Origin of the sequence: Streptomyces zagrosensis (genome assembly GCF_014203645.1) — a bacterium.
Classification (GTDB): domain Bacteria; phylum Actinomycetota; class Actinomycetes; order Streptomycetales; family Streptomycetaceae; genus Streptomyces; species Streptomyces zagrosensis.
Genome location: NZ_JACHJL010000012.1, coordinates 135609 through 151386, shown reverse-complemented (window position 1 = coordinate 151386; position 15778 = coordinate 135609). Strand labels below are relative to the sequence as shown.

Sequence of the window (15778 nt, the reverse complement as noted above, 5' to 3'; positions counted from 1 at the left end):
CCCGGTGAGCGTCTCCATCCTGCCCCGAAGCCCGATAAACCGGCGGTAAGAGGGCTGCCTGACAGCGGACGCACAGGTGGTCGGCCGCGCGGCGGGGGGCGCGCCGGGCCGCGCAGATTTCTTGGCGAAGGGGAGGTTTCTCGGTGCGGAGGGGTGGGGAAGACGACTGCACACCCGCGATCACGCCTTGATTAAGGCACCAGATCACCTTTTGCCGCATTCGGTGATCGCACACGTGATCGTCCTCCCGCTATCGGGCGGGGGACCCTCCAGGGCACACCCCCGTGCCACCGAGCCGACCCACGACGAGGGGGCGCACCATGGACGCGTTCACCGCAGGACTTATGCAGCGCATAGAGGCCACCGAGACCGACCTGAGCCGCGCCCGTGAGTCGGGCGACGACTTCCTTGTCGAGGTGGAGCAGGCGGAACTGGACGACCTCCGCCGACTGGCCGCCGAACATGGCGTCCAGCTCACCGCCGCCACCGCCTGATTCGGACCTCCGCTCACCGTTCGCCGCACAGCCGCCCTGGTACCGCTCGGTGCCGGGGCGTTGTCGGTCTGTGCCTGGGGCACGGCTTTTCGCCTCGTACGCACCCGCGCGGCCCCGTGCGCACCCACCCGCCCGATACGCGTCATGGCCGGTACGCGCCCCACACCGCCCCCTACACACACGCCCCGGCTCAGCACGGCTGGCCCCGCCCGGCGGACCCCTTCAGCGGGCTCGGGGCCCGCGGGGGGCTAGCCGTGGTCCGCGGGGGCTAGTCGTGCCAGGCGCCCAGGGCCTCCAGGCGGGCCTGGAGGAGGTCGAAAAGGCCGGGAGTGGCGGCTATGGCCAGGTCACAGGAGAGCGGAGCGCCGGGGCGGCCCCCCGTGTAGGCCCCTGCCTCGCGGGCGATGAGGTCGCCCGCCGCGTAGTCCCAGGGGTTGAGACCCCGCTCGTAGTAGCCATCGAGCCGCCCGCAGGCCACATCGCACAGGTCGATGGCGGCGGAGCCGCCGCGCCGGATGTCGCGCACCTGCGGCAGCAGGGTCTTAAGCACCTCCGCCTGGGCCACCTTGCGCTCGGTGAGGTAGCTGAAGCCAGTGCCGATCAGGGACTGCTCGAAGACGGGTGCGGGGCGGATGCGTATCAGCTGGTCATCGAGGTAGGCGCCCGCTTCGCGGACGGCTCGAAAGGTTTCGCCCCGCATCGGCACCTCCACGACACCGACCACGGTCTGTCCGTGCACCTCGGCGGCGATGCTGACGGACCAGGACGGCAGGCCGTAGAGGTAGTTCACGGTGCCGTCGATCGGGTCGATCACCCACCGCACGCCGCTGGTGCCGCGGCTACTGGCACCCTCCTCGCCGAGCAGCCCGTCATCGGGCCGCCGCTCGCTAATGAAGTCGGTGATCAACTGTTCCGCGGCGATGTCCATCTCGGTGACGACGTCGATGGGGCTGGTCTTCGTGGCGGCCACCCCCAAGTCGGCGGGGCGGCGCTCACGTAGCAGCACGCCGGCTCTACGGGCCGCCTCCAGGGCGACGGTCAGGAGTTCGGCCTTCAGCTCGCCGGTCGGCTGGTCGTTCACGGTGCTCCTCGCTACTGGGTGGACAACGGTGTTCTTCGGTCGTGGCAACGCATCCTGCGCACGTCATCGCGGGCGCCGGCGGCTCACTACGCTCCCCTCCGGCAGGGGCTGGAGTTCCGCCGGATCACTGCGCTCCCGCGGCGGCGGGCCGCGGAGTGCGCGCCGGGCAGCAGCCGACCGGGCAGACGTCATGGCTGGGGCCAAGCGCGCCCAGCGCGCACCGCTCGGGCGGGGCTGCGGCCGGCGCCGGCGCGGCGGCGAACCGTTCGGTGGCGGCCCGCTCGACGACCAGGTCCCGCACCGCCGCGGCAAAGCGCGGATCGGCGCCGACGGTGGCCGCCCTGGTCACCGGCAGCCCCAGTTCGGCGGCCTTGGCGCGGGCCTCCGTGTCGAGGTCGTACTTGACCTCCATGTGGTCCGAGACGAACCCGATGGGGACCATGACAGCGGCGGGCACGCCCGCGCCGTGCAGCTCCTCCAGGTGCTCGCAGATGTCGGGCTCAAGCCAGGGGATGTGTGGGGCGCCGCTGCGCGACTGGTACACCAGCCGCCACGGGTGCTCCACCCCCGTCCGCTCGCGCACCGCGTCCACGATCACCCGCGCGACGTCCAGGTGCTGCGCCACATACGCACCGCCCTGCCCCTCGCTGGTGTGTGCCGCAACCGGGCCCGATGTGTCGGCGGCGGCCGTGGGGATCGAGTGGGTGGTGAACGCCAGCTGCGCCCCGGCGCGGACGTCAGTGGGCAGCTCGGCCAGCGCCGTGAGCGTGGCATCGATCATCGGCTCGATGAACCCGGGGTGGTTGAAGTAGTGCCTGAGCTTGTCCACCTGCGGCGGCTGAAGGCCCTCGGCCGCGAGTGCGGCGAGCGAGTCGGCGAGGTTCTCGCGGTACTGGCGGCAGCCCGAGTACGAGGCGTAGGCGCTGGTGGCCAGCGTCAGGACCCGGCGGTGGCCATCGCCTACCAGCTCGCGCAGGGTGTCCGTGAGATACGGCGCCCAGTTCCGGTTGCCCCAGTAGATCGGCAGGTCCACACCGTGCTGAGCAAAGTCATCGCGCAGTGCCCGCAGCAGGCTGCGGTTTTGCTCGTTGATCGGGCTGACTCCGTCGAACAGGAAGTAGTGCTGGCCGACCTCCTTGAGCCGCTCGCGGGGGATGCCCCGGCCGCGCGTCACGTTCTCCAAGAAGGGCACCACATCGTCCGGGCCCTCTGGACCGCCGAAGGACAGCAGCAGCAAGGCGTCGTACGGGGCGGCCGAAGGGCCAGCAGGGGCGGCAGGAACGGCGGCACCAGCAGGAACAGAGTGCGCAGGCGGTTGCTCGACTGACATGTGATCGATCCTGCCACCCGGGTCCGACGGCCGGGAAATACCCCTGCGTCGTGGCGCGATGAGCCGTAATCTGTACCGACCACGTACGTCCCTTACCGGCGGAGCGCGCCTCGTGCCCAATCCCTACCGCGAAATCTTCGCCGCCCCCGGCGCCGCGGGCTTCTGCGCTGCGGGCTTCCTCGGCCGCATGCCGGTGGCGATGATGACCATCGGCGTCGTGACAATGATTTCGGAGATCACTGGGCGATACGGGTTGGCCGGGGCGCTCGCCGCGACGCTGGCGTTGTCGGGGGCTGTGATCGGCCCGCAGCTCTCCCGGCTCGTGGATCTGCATGGCCAGCGCCGGATGCTGCGACCCGCGGTGCTGGTCTCGCTCACCGCGATCTCGGGGCTGCTGCTGTGCGCGCGTCGTGGCTGGCCGGACTGGCTGATGTTCGTGTGCGCCGCCTGCGGCGGCTGTGTGCCCAGCCTTGGCTCCATGATCAGGTCGCGCTGGGCCAACATCTACCGCTCCGAGCCACGCCGCCTGCACACCGCGTACTCCTTCGAGTCGGTCGTGGACGAGATCTGCTTCATCGTCGGCCCGATCATCTCGATTGGCCTATCCACCACCTGGTTCCCGGAGGCGGGTCCGCTGATGGCGGCGGGTTTCCTGGCTACGGGGGTGTTCTGGCTCACCGCACAGCGGGCCACCGAGCCGGTGCCGCAGCCGCGCGACGAAAGGCACCCCAAGGGATCGGCGTTGCGCTCCCCCGGGCTGCGCATCCTGGTGGTCACCGGCGTGTTCGCCGGGACGATCTTCAGTTCGGTGGACGTGGTCACGGTGGCCTTCGCCGAGGAGCAGGGCCACAAGTCGGCAGCGAGCCTGATCCTGGCGACGTACGCGGCGGGCTCGTGCTTGGCGGGCGCCGTGTTCGGGCTGATGCATCTGACGGGGCCGCCGGCGCGCCGCTGGCTCCTTGGGGTGTGTGCGATGGCCGCGAGCATGATCCCGCTCCAGTTCGTGTCGAACCTGACGGCCCTCACCTGCGCGTTGTTCATCGCGGGCCTTGCCATCGCGCCAACGGGCGTGACCATCATGTCCCTGGTCCAAGAGCACGTGCCGCGCACCAAGTTGACCGAGGGCATGACCTGGGCGAGCACCGGAATAGCGACGGGCATAGCGCTCGGCGCGTTCGCCTCGGGGCGGGTGGTGGATGCGGCGGGGGCCGAGGCCGCGTACGCGGTTCCGGCCATCGCGGGAGCGACCGCGGTGGTCCTCGCGCTTTTGGGCTATCACCGGGTCACACCGGCAGCACAGCATGCGGACTGCACACCGCGAGCACAGGGAGGGGCGGATACGGATGGCCAGGGCGACAGCGCGCCGCAGGGCAAGGGGGACGGCCGAGAGGCGTGCGGCCGAGAGGCGTGCGGCCGGGAGGAAGACGGACGAGAAGAGGACGGGCGAGAGCAGCAGCCCGTGGCGTAACTGGGCAGGCAATGTGACCGCTCACCCCGCGCGCACCCGCTCCCCGGCCACGACGGCGGAGGTCGCCGCGGCGGTGCGGTCGGCTGCCGATGCGGGACTGGCCGTCAAGGCGGTGGGCACGGGGCACTCGTTCACCACGGCCGCCGCCACCGATGGGCTGCTCATCCGACCAGAACGCCTCACCGGGGTGCACGCCCTGGACACCGAGGCCGGGACGGTGACCGTAGGTGCCGGCACCTCGCTCAAACGGGTGAACGCGACGCTGGCCGCGCACGGCCTGTCGCTGACCAACATGGGCGACATCATGGAGCAGACGGCCGCCGGGGCCATCAGCACCGGCACCCACGGCACAGGCCGGTCATCCGCCTCCCTGTCGGCGCAGCTCACCGGCCTGGAACTGGTGACAGCCGATGGCTCGACACTGCACTGCTCGGCCACCGAGCACCCCGATGTCTTCGCCGCGGCCCGGGTCGGGCTCGGTGCGCTCGGCGTCGTTACGGCCCTCACCTTCGCGGCAGAGCCGCAGTTCTTGCTCACCGCCCGCGAGGAACCCATGCCATTCGACCGGGTCACCGACGAGTTCGACCAGTTGGTGGCCGACAACGAGCACTTCGAGTTCTACTGGTTCCCCCACACCGGCAGTTGTCTCACCAAACGCAATAACCGCAGCGCGGGTCCCCTCGCCCCGGCTGGCCGGATCAGCGGTTGGGTGGACGACGAACTGGTCTCCAACGGCCTCTTTCAAGCGGCGTGTTCCCTCGGCAGGGCCATTCCCGCGGCGATTCCCGCTATCGCCCAGGTCTCCAGTCGCGCGCTGTCCGCCCGTACGTACACGGACATTCCGTACAAGGTGTTCACCAGCCCGCGCCGAGTGCGGTTCGTCGAGTCGGAGTACGCGGTGCCGCGCGAGGCTGCCATCGAGGCGCTGCGCGCACTGCGGGCGATGATCGAACGCTCACGGTTGCGGGTCAGCTTCCCGGTCGAGGTGCGCACCGCGCCCGCCGACGACATACCGCTGTCCACCTCCTTCGGGCGCGAGACGGCGTACATCGCGGTGCATATGTATCGGGGCACGCCGTACGAGTCGTACTTCACCGCGGTCGAGCAGATCATGACGGCGCACGGCGGCCGGCCCCACTGGGGCAAGCTGCACAGTCGGGACGCGTCGTATCTGTCCGATGTGTATCCGCGCTTCGCCGAGTTCACCGCACTCCGCGACCGGCTCGACCCGGACCGCGTCTTCGGCAACGCGTATCTACGCCGGGTGCTCGGCGACTGAACACGGGCCCGCGCGACTGCGCCGCGCATGTCCTGCGGAGGTGGTCGGCTGGTCCTACGGGCACGGCCGGCCGGCCTCGCGGGCGCGGCCGATGCCGGGGCTCGGCGCCGGCCGCGTCCGCGGGCTGAGGTGATCGCGCACGGCGCTTGGGGTGCGTTGACTGGGTTTGGGGGGTGCGTGCGGCCACCCTTCACCGTGCCCGATGGGGAACTGGTCCGTCAGACCTCATTCGTCCGACTGGCCTCATTCGTCCGACTGGCCTGAGCCCTCCCGCTGGCCTCGCTGGCGAGACGAGTCGCTGGAGCGCGGCCCGCCGTCTTGGGTGTTGGCACTGCTCCCGCCGGCTCCGCTGGCCTTGCTGCCCGGGCGTGTGCCGTCATCTGCCTCCCCGCCGGTGCCGGGCGTCGCCGGTTCGGACCCACCGGGTAGCGATGGCGTGCTGGGCTGCGCCGGTGTCGTCGGCTGCGACGGCGTACTGGGCGTGGGCGCTGGAGTGCGCCGCTCCGCGCCGCCACCCGCCGGCGCCGAACCGGTCGGCGTGGGCGTCGGCTCGGCCGCGCCGCCACCGGGTCGCTTTCCGTTGGGCGCTGGGCTGCCACTGGGGCCACCGCTTTGGCCAGGGTCGTCTTCGCTTGGTGACTGTTCGCTGCCAGGAGCGTCATCGGGTGCGGAATGCGAACCGGAACCTCGGGACACGCTGTGGCTCACCGTGGTGCCGCCCTTGTCATCCCCCCAGACGTTCGACACCGGGCCACCGGAAACCCATTCGACGCCCGTGATGAACGCCATCGCGAGGACGAACACGGCCAGCGCGCCGAGCGCGGGCCGCCGCCAACCACGCAACCGAGTGCCGTACATGGTGGCCCCGGTGAACTCATCGCTGCGCGCCCCCGGCGGGCTGGAGTGCGCACCAGGCGCGGCGTACGCCCCCTGCGCCTCACGCGCCTCGTCACCCCCCTCAGCTCCGTGCCCCTCAGCTGGGAGCATCGGCCGGCGCAGCATCCGCGTGGCGTCGTCCACCTGCCGCAACGGCCGGGTGCGGGACGCATCGGGCCAGGACAGCGCCCGAGTGTCGGCCAGTCTGGGCTGGCCGTGGGTGCCGCCGCCGGCACCGTTACGAGCACTGGCCCTAGCACTGGCCCTGGCACTGGAATGGGCACTGGCATCTTGGCCATCGGCGTTCGCCGCGGCGCGTGAAGTGGCGGACGAGAAAACGCCTCGTCCGTCGTCGATAACCGGCACCTGTCGGGCACGCGGCCGATTTTGGACGGTGACTTCGCGGAGTTGTTCCCCCGTGCGGCGGAACGCGTGCTGAAACAGCGAACCACCCGCGGTGGCCACCACACTCACCACGCCGGCCCCGATGATGGTTCCGTACACGCCGAGCCGGGACGCGAGCACGGCGGCGGCAACAGCCGCCAGAGCACTGCCGGCCACCTGAGCAACGCACAGTTCAAGCCGCTTATTTTGCTGTTTTGCCTCACTCTCGGCTGAGTCGCGCATCTCCCGCCTCTGGTCGCCTTTCGATCCTTCTTGCACAAAGAAGTGACATTTGGGCGAAGCCTGTAGTTCCGCTTCCGTCGATTCTGTGAATCTCGACACCCAACTGCCCGATCAGGCGGCCTTCACGGCCCTCTGACTCCCTTGGCGTACGACAACTCGAATGGCGCGGCGGTCCTCCCACATGGCCCAAATGGAGTATTGTTGCGCTCCCTGGCCTCATCATCCCGTCCGACCGCCCGGACCGAGCGGGAGAGGCCACCGGCGCCAACTCGACCAGCGGCGCCATGACATGGCACGGCGCGTACTGCACAGAGTGACCAATCGTCACTTTGAGTCGTAAACACGTCACCGTGCCATAACGGCGGATCAGAGCCTAGGCTCGACACGCCAGGCAACTTGGCAATGCGGTGGCAGGCTGCACTCAGGCAGGCCACACTTATCTAGCGGGAGAACGGCAGCGACGCACGTGACGTCGGCAGGCACCACCCGGGAGGTCCCCATGCCCGAACTGCGTGTCGTGGCCGTCAGCAACGACGGCACACGGCTGGTGCTCAAGGCTGCGGACAGCACGGAGTACACGCTTCCGATCGACGAGCGGCTGCGCGCCGCCGTGCGCAATGACCGCGCTCGGCTCGGCCAGATCGAGATCGAAGTCGAGAGCCATCTGCGGCCCCGCGATATCCAAGCTCGGATACGGGCTGGCGCGTCGGCCGAAGAGGTCGCCCAGCAGGCGGGCATTCCCGTCGAGCGAGTACGCCGGTTCGAGGGACCAGTCCTCGCGGAGCGCGCGTTCATGGCCGAGCGCGCCCGTAAGACTCCGGTACGCCGTCCCGGCGAGAACACCGGCCCGCAGCTCGGCGAGTCCGTCACCGACCGGCTGTTGGTGCGCGGGGCGGAGAAGGAAGCGACGCAGTGGGACTCGTGGCGCCGTGACGATGGCACCTGGGAGGTGCTGCTCGTCTACCGGGTCGCGGGCGAGACCCACACGGCGAGCTGGACCTACGACCCGCCTCGGCGCCTGGTGCAGGCGGTGGACGACGAGGCCAGATCGCTGATCGGCGAGAGCGACGACACACCGGAACCAAGCTTTCCGTTTGTGCCGCGCATTGCCAGGCTGCCCCGCGACAGACCGCTTGACCGTGCTCTTGACCGGCAGTCACCAGGCGAGCGGGGCACGGCCGGTGTCGGGCTCGACGCCGCGGAGCCCGTGCCTGCCATGTTGGAGGACGCGACGCCCGAGCGGGATTCCCTCACCAGCTTGTTGGAGGCCGTGCCCAGTTTCCGGGGCGACATGATCGTTCCGGAGCCGGTGCAGGCGCCGCGCACTGACGAGGTCGTCGAGGAGCCGGAGCCGGTGGAGCCGCCAGCGGCGAGCGCGGGTTCGGCGTACGCGGATGTGTTGATGCCACGTTCGGTCGCGGGCCACCGCGATCGATTGACCGGGACGACCGACCGGCAGGCCGAGGCGGATGGTGTGCGCCCGGGCCGCCGGGCGGCGGTGCCCAGCTGGGACGAGATCGTCTTCGGCACCCGCCGGAAGAAGCAGGAATAACGGCGACGGGCGCGGGGATGGGCGGAGGTTCGGCAGTGGCCGCCGCCTATCACCGTGCCATCGCGCGCGGCGGGCATGGTCGCGCTCCCTTGCGCACCCGTGTTGCCCCGCGCTCGGGTCGCCGCCGCATCCGGTCGCCTGCCTGCCGCTCGCCCGCCACCCAGACTCACTTCGTCGGCCGGCGATCTCGTACGGGCCCGGCGCGACGCTTACGCACGAGCGCGGCCTGCATCGCCCGCTGGCCGACGCGCGCAGGCGCCGGTTGCAGCGCCGATTGCCAAGGCGTTGGGGCGGCCCGGCGACGGGCCCGCGCCACGGCCATCGGGAGGCCCCGCGCCCCGGCTCGTACCGCCGGCGGGCCCTGCTTACCGTTGGGCCCGGGCCGCCGATCCGCCCGGCCCGCCCCGCCGCTAGCCCGGCTGGGAACCGATGGCCACCGGGCGAGACGGGTCCGCGGACCACTCGCTCCAGGACCCGACGTACAGAGCCGCCGGTACGCCGGCCACCGCCAGGGCCAACACCTCGTGTGCGCCGGAGATACCCGAGCCGCAGTAGACGCCGACTTCGGCCGCGTCCGTGACGCCGAGGGCCGCGAAGCGATCAGCCAGGTGTGCCGCGGGCAGGAAGCGGCCGTCCCCCGCCACGTTCTCGGTTGTCGGCGCGGAGAGCGCGCCCGGAATGTGGCCTGCGACCCGGTCGATCGGCTCTACCTCGCCGCGATAGCGGTCCCCCGCTCGCGCGTCGAGCAGGACGCCACGCCGAGCCAGTTCGGCCGCACCCTCCGCGTCAAGCAGTGGTACCCCGCCCGGATGTGGCGTGAAGTCACCCTTCTCCGGCTCCGGGACCTCGGTGCTGACCGGCCCATCGGCAGCGATCCACGCACTCAGCCCGCCGTCCAAGACGCGCACCGAGGGATGACCGGCCCAGCGCAGCAGCCACCAGGCGCGGGCGGCGGCCCAACCGGCGGACGGCGACGGGGGATGGCCCGCTCCCCCGTCGTACACGACCACGGGACGCTCTTCCCGTACCCCGGCCCGGCGCATCGCTGCACCAAATACCTCCAGGTCAGGGAGCGGGTGACGCCCCGAGGCGCCGGGCGGCCCAGCGAGTTCGGCCTCCAGATCGACAAAAACGGCACCCGGCACATGGCCCGCTTCGTATGCGGTGCGGCCGGGTGCTTCCGTACCCTTACGTCCGCCTGGCGGCGTCAGTTGCCAACGGACGTCAAGCAACAGCGGCGGCCGGGGACCGGCCAATTCGGCCACGAGTTCAGCGGGCGTCATGATGGCTTTCATGCGCCCCATCCTCGCGCAGTCGCGTCCGCACCGTATGGATCGCGCCGAACTCGGCGTACGACCGACCGACACCGGTCCGCTACCTCGCCGTACTGGGTGCGCCATGCCAAACCGGGCATTCTCCGATGGGAACCCGCACACCGCGGCGCGGCCGGGGAGCGCGCCGCGACAGGTGCTGCAAGCATCTGGGCGGTCCCGTCCCGTTACACCCCCGCGCGCCGCCGGACGGCCCGGGGTTGTCAGGCCACACGACGACGCTCCAAGGAGACAGTGACGATGAGCGAGGCACGGCGGTCCCCCGAGTGGCACCATCCCAGGGCCACCCCGGGTGCACCACCCGCACGCGGCATGAGGGAAGGTTCAGGGGGAGAGGTTGGGTTGAGCGGCAGGGAACCCACCCGGCGCACGCCCGGAACGCCCTGCTGGACGAGCCTGATGGTGCACAGTCTCACCGCGACGCAGGAGTTCTACCGCGGCTTGTTCGGCTGGGAGTTTCGGCCGGGGCCCGCTCAGTACGGTCCGTACGTACGAGCGTCGTTGGATGGTCGGCCGGTTGCCGGAATCGGTGAGCTGGCGCCGGGGCTGCGACTACCGGTGGCCTGGACGACGTTTTTGGCCAGCGACGACGCGGACGCCACGGCCGAGCGCATCCGCGGCTGCGGTGGAACGGTGGCGGTCGGCCCGCTGGACGCCGGGGACGAGGGCCGGATGGCCATCGCATCCGATCCGCTGGGCGCGGTGTTCGGCATCTGGCAGGCACGTGGCCACCTCGGCAGCGAGGGCGGCGGCGAACCGGGTACGCCGGTGTGGACCGAGTTGCTGACGCCGGACACGGCGAGTGTTTGCAAGTTCTACCAGACGGTGTTCGGCTGCGAGGCCGACCCGGTCGTGTCCGCCGAGGACGACTATGTGACGCTGACGGTCCGAGATCGCCCGGTCGCAGCGATGCACGGCGTGGGCAACTCGCTCCCCCGCGACCTGGGTTCGCACTGGACGACGTACTTCGAGGTCGAGGACCCGGACGTAGCGGCCCACCGCGTCACGGAGTTGGGCGGGCGAGTGGTGCGCGCATCGGAGGACATGCCGACCGGCCGCTGTGCGACGGTCGCCGACCCGGAGGGCGCGGCGTTCACGGTGGTACGGACGGAAAGCTGAGCATCGCGCGGGCGAGCGCGACACGCTCGTACGGAGCACGGAGCACGGAGCGGCAAGCGCGGTCGGCGCGGCGGAGCACGTAACGGTGCTACCGCGCGGCGCAGCTGAGCGCGTAGCGAGGACCAAGCGACGCGAGCAAGCAGACACTGCGTAGTGACGGCGGACGGTAGCGGGCAGACCGTCGCGGGGGACGCCGCGCAGCCCGCAGCGAGCCCTTGAGGGCCGCGGCGGTTGCTTCGTGCGTGATGTCACCGGTCATCGCCAGGACGCCGGGAAACTCGTCCGGCAGAGCCTTGACGTCGGGGCGTAGGTCAACGGCGACGACGTGGACGCCGCGGGCGTTGAGGAGCGCCACCGTCTCCTTGCGCACGCCACGGGCGGCCCCGGTAACGATGGTGACCTTTCCGGCGAACTCGGCGGCGTCATCGCCGGCTTCGGCGGCTTCTGCGGTTTTGGCGGTTTCGGCGGCGGCTTCGGCGAACGACATCGCTGATGGCATGGTGCGCTCCGTGGGAAAGGCGCGGTCAGGCACCGCGGCGGGGCCCCTGAACTGCTAGGTGGGCACGGGCGGGGGCGCCGTCATGGGCTAAGGCTGTGGGGCCGGTGTCGGATGAGGAGTGTGGCGCCCAGGCCGGCGAGCACCGTGGCGACGATGACGCCGGTGCCCGAGCCGTAGCCCGCAAGGGGATCGCTACCACCGTTCGACCGGTGCCCGGCTTCGACCACCGCGGTGACGACGGCGAGGACCACCGCGCCGCCGAGCTGCATGGAGGTGTTGAGCAGGGCACCCGCGAGACCTTGGTCCCGATCGGGCACGCCGGCGATCGCGCTCATGGTCAGGGCGGCAAACGTCGCCGCGGTACCGAGTCCGTTGAGCACCATGACGGGCAGGACCACAAAGAGGAAGGAGGTGTCGGGCCCGATGCGGAAGAACAGCGCGTAGGACAGCGCCAACAGCAGCATGCCGACCGTGATCATCCGATGGGCGCCGAACCGCACCGCGAGCCGCCCCGCGAAAGGCGCCAGTGCGCCGTTGACGAGGCCGAGGGGGACAAACGCGCCGGCGGTCTGCAACGGCGTCAAGTGCAGCACGTTTTGCAGATACAGCGTGGCGAGGAAAGCGAAGGAGGTGTAGGCACCCCACATGGCGAAGATCGTCAGGTTGGTTCCTACAGTCTTACGCCGCGTCAGAAAGGACAGGGGTACCAAAGGCTGCCGAGACCTGTTCTCGATGCCGAGGAACACGATGAGGAGCAGGGCCGCTGCGGCGAACAGGACGCTGGTGCGGGCTGACAGCCACCCCTGTTGCGGGGCCTGCGTCATCGCGTAGACCAAGATCAAAAGACCGCTGGTCACGCTCACCGCGCCCGGGACGTCGATCTTTCCACGGGACGCGGCAGGGGGATCTGCGGGAAGGAGACGGCTTCCTGCAACGAGCGCCGCTACGGCAATGGGCACCGGCAGTACGAAGACCAGCCGCCAGGAGACCTCCGTGAGTACACCCCCCAGGACGAGGCCGCTGACGAAGCCGATGGCGCCGGCAGTTGCGTACCAGCCCACGGCACGGCCACGCTGCGAGCCCTGCGGCCAGTTCGTGGTGATGAGCGAGAGGGCCGCCGGGGCGAGAAAGCCCGCAGCGACGCCTTTGACCAGGCGTGCCGCGATGAGCAGGCCGCCGTTCGGGGCGATCGCGCCCAGCAGGCTCACCAGGGCGAACACGGCGACGGCGGTCATGAAGGTGCGGCGCCTGCCCAGCAGATCGGCCACCCGGCCGCCGAGCAGCAGGAACCCGCCGTAGCCGAGCGCGTAAGCGGAGACGATCCACTGGAGGGAAGCCGCTGTCATGCCCAAGTCGCGCTGGATGGCGGGCAGCGCCACACCCACATCCGACACATCGATGGCATCCATGAAGTGAGCGGCGCACAGCACCAGCAGCGCCAGCCCGCCAGGAGCCACCGGCGCCTGCGGCACCGCACCGGAGGTGGCGTCATGCGCGTGATGCGCTGCGGCAGGTCCATCGGTGCGCTGCGTCATGACGGCTTCGCCTCCCGGTACAGCACCAAGTGCTCGTGGTAGAGCACTCCGTCCCGGATGTCGCCTGTCGCGCTGAACCCGGTGTCATCGACGTAGTCCAGGTGGTTGCCGGTGACCGTGTACCGGCCGGTATAGGCGCTGCGCCGCTCACCGCGGGCCTCGTCGTAGCGGCCATGGGGCAACAGCTCCTGACGGATGTGACCGTCCGCGGTCACCCACATTCCGACCACGTCGATATGGTCCTCACCAGTGGCATCGACCATGGCGAACTCCTCTCATCGGTGCGTGCGGCTTTCTCCCGCTCCACCGACTCTGCGCAGGTCAGCGGCGCCCCACCAGGCCCCGTGCGGCCTGGGTGCGACACACCCAGGCAGCGCACTGGGCCGCCGCCTAGCCTGGCCGCATGGACGACAACCACCTGGGAGAGTTCCTGCGCGCACGCCGCGCCGGCCTACAGCCGCGCGACGTTGGCATGGCGAGCTACGGGGCCCGCCGAGTCGCCGGGCTGCGTCGCGAAGAGGTCGCCGTCCTGGCCGGAGTGAACTCCGACTACTACACCCGCCTGGAACAAGGGCGCGAGCGCAATCCCTCGCCCCAGGTACTCGACGCCCTCAGCCGCGCGCTGCTCCTCGACGGGGACGCCCGAACGCACCTGTATCGGCTGGCCGGGGCCGCACCGAGTGACCAGCCCTGCGCTCACGCCACCGAGCGGGTCAGCCCGGGGCTGCGCCAGTTGATGGACGGCTACCCGAACACTCCAGCGTTCGTCATGAGCCAGGCCCTGGACCTGCTCGCCGTCAACGCCCTGGCCGAGGCCCTCTACGCCCCGTTCGAGCCGGCGGACAACCTGGCCCGCATGCTCTTCATCGACCCCGCGGGTCGCCACTTCTACCCGCAGTGGAACCGCGCGGCCGAGGCCACCGTGGCCAATCTGCGCCAGTCAGCAGGCTTCGACCCGACCCACCCCCGGCTACGCGAGCTCGTGCACACCCTCTCTGAACACAGCCCGGACTTCGCCCGCCTGTGGAACGCGCACACCGTGCGCGGTAAGACCCAGGACGCCAAGCACCTCCTGCACCCGGACGTCGGTCCCCTCACCCTCACCTACCAGGCGTTCGACGTACGTGACGCCCCCGGCCAGCAACTCGTCATCTACCACGCCGAGCCGGGCAGCCCCAGCGCCCAGTCCCTCCACCTGCTCGGCTCCCTCCACGCCACCCCGCACCAGCCCGAGCCCCACCCCCGCCCCCATCGCCAGTGAGCCGACGCGGCGGGATGCCGGCGGGGCGGGATGCCGGCGGGGTCTGGCGGGTTTCCGGCGCGGTCCCCGTTGCCACACCGCCCCCTGCTGGCGCGCAGGGGCTGCCCGGCGGTTCGGCCGTGAGCAGGTCGCTCATCCCATCGGGCTAGGGCGTCGTTCTGGCGGTTGATGTCGCACCGCTACGGCCGTGCGAGTTTCAGCACATGACGAGGGCGACAGGGATGGCGAGGGCGCCTTGGCGAACTCGGTGGCAGCGGTGGCCGCACTGGGTGGGCCGGGCCGCGATGGTGTGGGCGGTGGGGTACGCCGGCTTCGGCCTGGCCTGCGCGCTGAGCGGAACGTCGCTGTTCTACCTGGGCGACGCCCCGGGGTCCTCGGCGCTGGGCTGGGCGGTCGTGGCGGTGGGATCGCTGGCGGCGGTGGCCTGTGGTGCGGTGGCACGGTGGGGGCCGCGTCCGGCGTTGCGGGTACTGCTGTGGGTGGCCTGCGTGCTGGCCGGAGCCGCCGCCTTCAGCCTGCTCATGGACGTCGTCACACTGGTGTTCGGTCAGGGGGTGGACAGCGGGGTGGCCGCTGCGAACCACGCGTTGGCGGCAGCCGGGGTTGTGCTGCTCGCGGCCACCGCCCGGTCCGCTCGCCGCCCGCCCGCCGCGACCGCCGTACCAGCAGCCCCGTCCGCTGCCCCGCGGCCGGTCCAGCTCGCCGCCTGCGCCGGGACGGTGGCCTTTCTCCCTTACGCGGCGATGAAGCTCATCTGGGCGTCTGGCGGCACCTTCGCCGGGATCAACGGCGAGGCAATGCTCGCGATCTCCCGGCGCAACGGTGCGTCGGGAGTGTGGCTCACCCTGGAGTCCTGGGGCCTGGACGGCACTGTGCTGCTGGCCGCGCTCGGCGTTTTCCTGCTGTGGGGCCTGGTGCGCCCGTGGGGCCAGGTTTTCCCGCGGTGGACGCCGCGGCTGCACGGCCGGCGCGTACCCCGCTGGCTCCCCCTGGCTCCCGCCTTGATCGGCGCTGCCACCCTGGCGCCGTACGGGGTGCTGGGGGTCGGCTACCTGGCCCTGGCAACGGCCGGCGTGGTCACGATGCGGCGCGGCGACTTCCACTCCGTAAACGATGCGCTGCTTGTCGGCTGGATCGGCATGGCCACGTTCGCCGTCTACGGGGTCGCGCTGGTCGTCGCTGCGCGCTCGTACTGGCTCCGGACCCGTTCCGTAGCTGCCGCGTGACGCACGCCTTTCACCGGGAGTATCCCGCTGCCGCCCTGGCGAGCGGCCCCGCACGTCCCGAAGAACCTGAACTCGTCAGCCCGTCGTCCGTGAAACGGGG

Annotated in this window: 14 protein-coding genes; 7 read left to right on the top strand and 7 right to left on the bottom strand. The window is 70.9% G+C overall.

Going from position 1 to position 15778, the window contains the following annotated elements; all coding sequences use genetic code 11:
• The first annotated feature begins 320 nt into the window (after positions 1-320).
• Positions 321-494 carry a hypothetical protein gene (locus tag FHS42_RS22410; protein WP_184574686.1) on the top strand — a complete coding sequence of 58 codons (174 nt, stop codon included), beginning with the start codon at positions 321-323 and terminating at the stop codon, positions 492-494.
• Positions 495-762: 268 nt separating this feature from the next.
• On the opposite strand, the gene FHS42_RS22405 is transcribed toward FHS42_RS22410, so the two are convergent.
• Positions 763-1575 (bottom strand): inositol monophosphatase family protein, encoded by an 813-nt coding sequence (locus FHS42_RS22405; RefSeq protein WP_184574684.1) that lies wholly within the window; start codon positions 1573-1575, stop codon positions 763-765.
• A gap of 124 nt (positions 1576-1699) precedes the next feature.
• On the bottom strand, positions 1700-2905 hold the full coding sequence (locus FHS42_RS22400; protein ID WP_184574682.1) for a ferrochelatase: 1206 nt from the start codon (positions 2903-2905) through the stop codon (positions 1700-1702).
• A gap of 112 nt (positions 2906-3017) precedes the next feature.
• Here FHS42_RS22400 and FHS42_RS22395 point away from each other — a divergent pair, with 112 nt between their 5' ends.
• Positions 3018-4373, top strand: coding sequence for an MFS transporter (locus FHS42_RS22395; protein ID WP_184574680.1), 1356 nt, complete (start codon positions 3018-3020; stop codon positions 4371-4373).
• 13 nt (positions 4374-4386) lie between these two features.
• Complete coding sequence (locus FHS42_RS22390; RefSeq protein ID WP_184574912.1) at positions 4387-5652, top strand: D-arabinono-1,4-lactone oxidase; 1266 nt, start codon at positions 4387-4389, stop codon at positions 5650-5652.
• 243 nt (positions 5653-5895) lie between these two features.
• On the opposite strand, the gene FHS42_RS22385 is transcribed toward FHS42_RS22390, so the two are convergent.
• Complete coding sequence (locus FHS42_RS22385; RefSeq protein ID WP_184574678.1) at positions 5896-7155, bottom strand: hypothetical protein; 1260 nt, start codon at positions 7153-7155, stop codon at positions 5896-5898.
• A 466-nt stretch (positions 7156-7621) separates the two neighbouring features.
• Between FHS42_RS22385 and sepH the strand changes: the two genes are divergently transcribed.
• Complete coding sequence (gene sepH, locus FHS42_RS22380) at positions 7622-8707, top strand: septation protein SepH (RefSeq protein WP_184574676.1); 1086 nt, start codon at positions 7622-7624, stop codon at positions 8705-8707.
• Between the two features lie 410 nt (positions 8708-9117).
• Here the strand turns inward: sepH and FHS42_RS22375 are convergent, their stop codons facing one another.
• Positions 9118-10002, bottom strand: a complete 885-nt coding sequence (locus FHS42_RS22375; protein ID WP_184574674.1) for a sulfurtransferase — start codon at positions 10000-10002, stop codon at positions 9118-9120.
• A 348-nt stretch (positions 10003-10350) separates the two neighbouring features.
• Here FHS42_RS22375 and FHS42_RS22370 point away from each other — a divergent pair, with 348 nt between their 5' ends.
• The gene (locus FHS42_RS22370; protein ID WP_184574876.1) at positions 10351-11157 is read left to right on the top strand and encodes a VOC family protein; all 807 of its coding nucleotides are present in this window, start codon (positions 10351-10353) and stop codon (positions 11155-11157) included.
• A gap of 88 nt (positions 11158-11245) precedes the next feature.
• Here FHS42_RS22370 and FHS42_RS38700 read toward each other — a convergent pair whose 3' ends face one another.
• From FHS42_RS38700 to FHS42_RS22355, 3 genes are all read right to left on the bottom strand, one after another.
• Positions 11246-11656, bottom strand: coding sequence for a hypothetical protein (locus FHS42_RS38700; RefSeq protein WP_312866988.1), 411 nt, complete (start codon positions 11654-11656; stop codon positions 11246-11248).
• Positions 11657-11736: 80 nt separating this feature from the next.
• Positions 11737-13191 carry an MFS transporter gene (locus FHS42_RS22360; RefSeq protein ID WP_184574672.1) on the bottom strand — a complete coding sequence of 485 codons (1455 nt, stop codon included), beginning with the start codon at positions 13189-13191 and terminating at the stop codon, positions 11737-11739.
• A complete protein-coding gene (locus FHS42_RS22355; RefSeq protein ID WP_184574670.1) occupies positions 13188-13454 on the bottom strand; it encodes an Atu4866 domain-containing protein in 267 nt (88 codons plus the stop codon). The genes FHS42_RS22360 and FHS42_RS22355 overlap by 4 nt, the downstream gene beginning before the upstream one ends.
• Before the next feature lie 140 nt (positions 13455-13594).
• Here FHS42_RS22355 and FHS42_RS22350 point away from each other — a divergent pair, with 140 nt between their 5' ends.
• Together FHS42_RS22350 and FHS42_RS37360 are read left to right on the top strand one after the other, a co-directional pair.
• Positions 13595-14452, top strand: a complete 858-nt coding sequence (locus FHS42_RS22350; RefSeq protein WP_184574668.1) for a helix-turn-helix transcriptional regulator — start codon at positions 13595-13597, stop codon at positions 14450-14452.
• A 221-nt stretch (positions 14453-14673) separates the two neighbouring features.
• Positions 14674-15678 (top strand): hypothetical protein, encoded by a 1005-nt coding sequence (locus tag FHS42_RS37360; RefSeq protein ID WP_246495190.1) that lies wholly within the window; start codon positions 14674-14676, stop codon positions 15676-15678.
• The last annotated feature ends 100 nt before the right edge of the window (positions 15679-15778 follow it).

What these genes read in the sequence shown, in the direction of transcription:
- FHS42_RS22370 (WP_184574876.1), top strand. Translation starts at nt 10,351, where the DNA reads ATGAGGGAAGGTTCAGGGGGAGAGGTTGGGTTGAGCGGCAGGGAACCC.
- FHS42_RS22410 (WP_184574686.1), top strand. Translation starts at nt 321, where the DNA reads ATGGACGCGTTCACCGCAGGACTTATGCAGCGCATAGAGGCCACCGAG.
- FHS42_RS38700 (WP_312866988.1), bottom strand. Translation starts at nt 11,656, where the DNA reads ATGCCATCAGCGATGTCGTTCGCCGAAGCCGCCGCCGAAACCGCCAAA.
- FHS42_RS22375 (WP_184574674.1), bottom strand. Translation starts at nt 10,002, where the DNA reads ATGAAAGCCATCATGACGCCCGCTGAACTCGTGGCCGAATTGGCCGGT.
- FHS42_RS22350 (WP_184574668.1), top strand. Translation starts at nt 13,595, where the DNA reads ATGGACGACAACCACCTGGGAGAGTTCCTGCGCGCACGCCGCGCCGGC.
- FHS42_RS22355 (WP_184574670.1), bottom strand. Translation starts at nt 13,454, where the DNA reads ATGGTCGATGCCACTGGTGAGGACCATATCGACGTGGTCGGAATGTGG.
- FHS42_RS22360 (WP_184574672.1), bottom strand. Translation starts at nt 13,191, where the DNA reads ATGACGCAGCGCACCGATGGACCTGCCGCAGCGCATCACGCGCATGAC.
- FHS42_RS37360 (WP_246495190.1), top strand. Translation starts at nt 14,674, where the DNA reads ATGGCGAGGGCGCCTTGGCGAACTCGGTGGCAGCGGTGGCCGCACTGG.
- FHS42_RS22385 (WP_184574678.1), bottom strand. Translation starts at nt 7,155, where the DNA reads ATGCGCGACTCAGCCGAGAGTGAGGCAAAACAGCAAAATAAGCGGCTT.
- FHS42_RS22400 (WP_184574682.1), bottom strand. Translation starts at nt 2,905, where the DNA reads ATGTCAGTCGAGCAACCGCCTGCGCACTCTGTTCCTGCTGGTGCCGCC.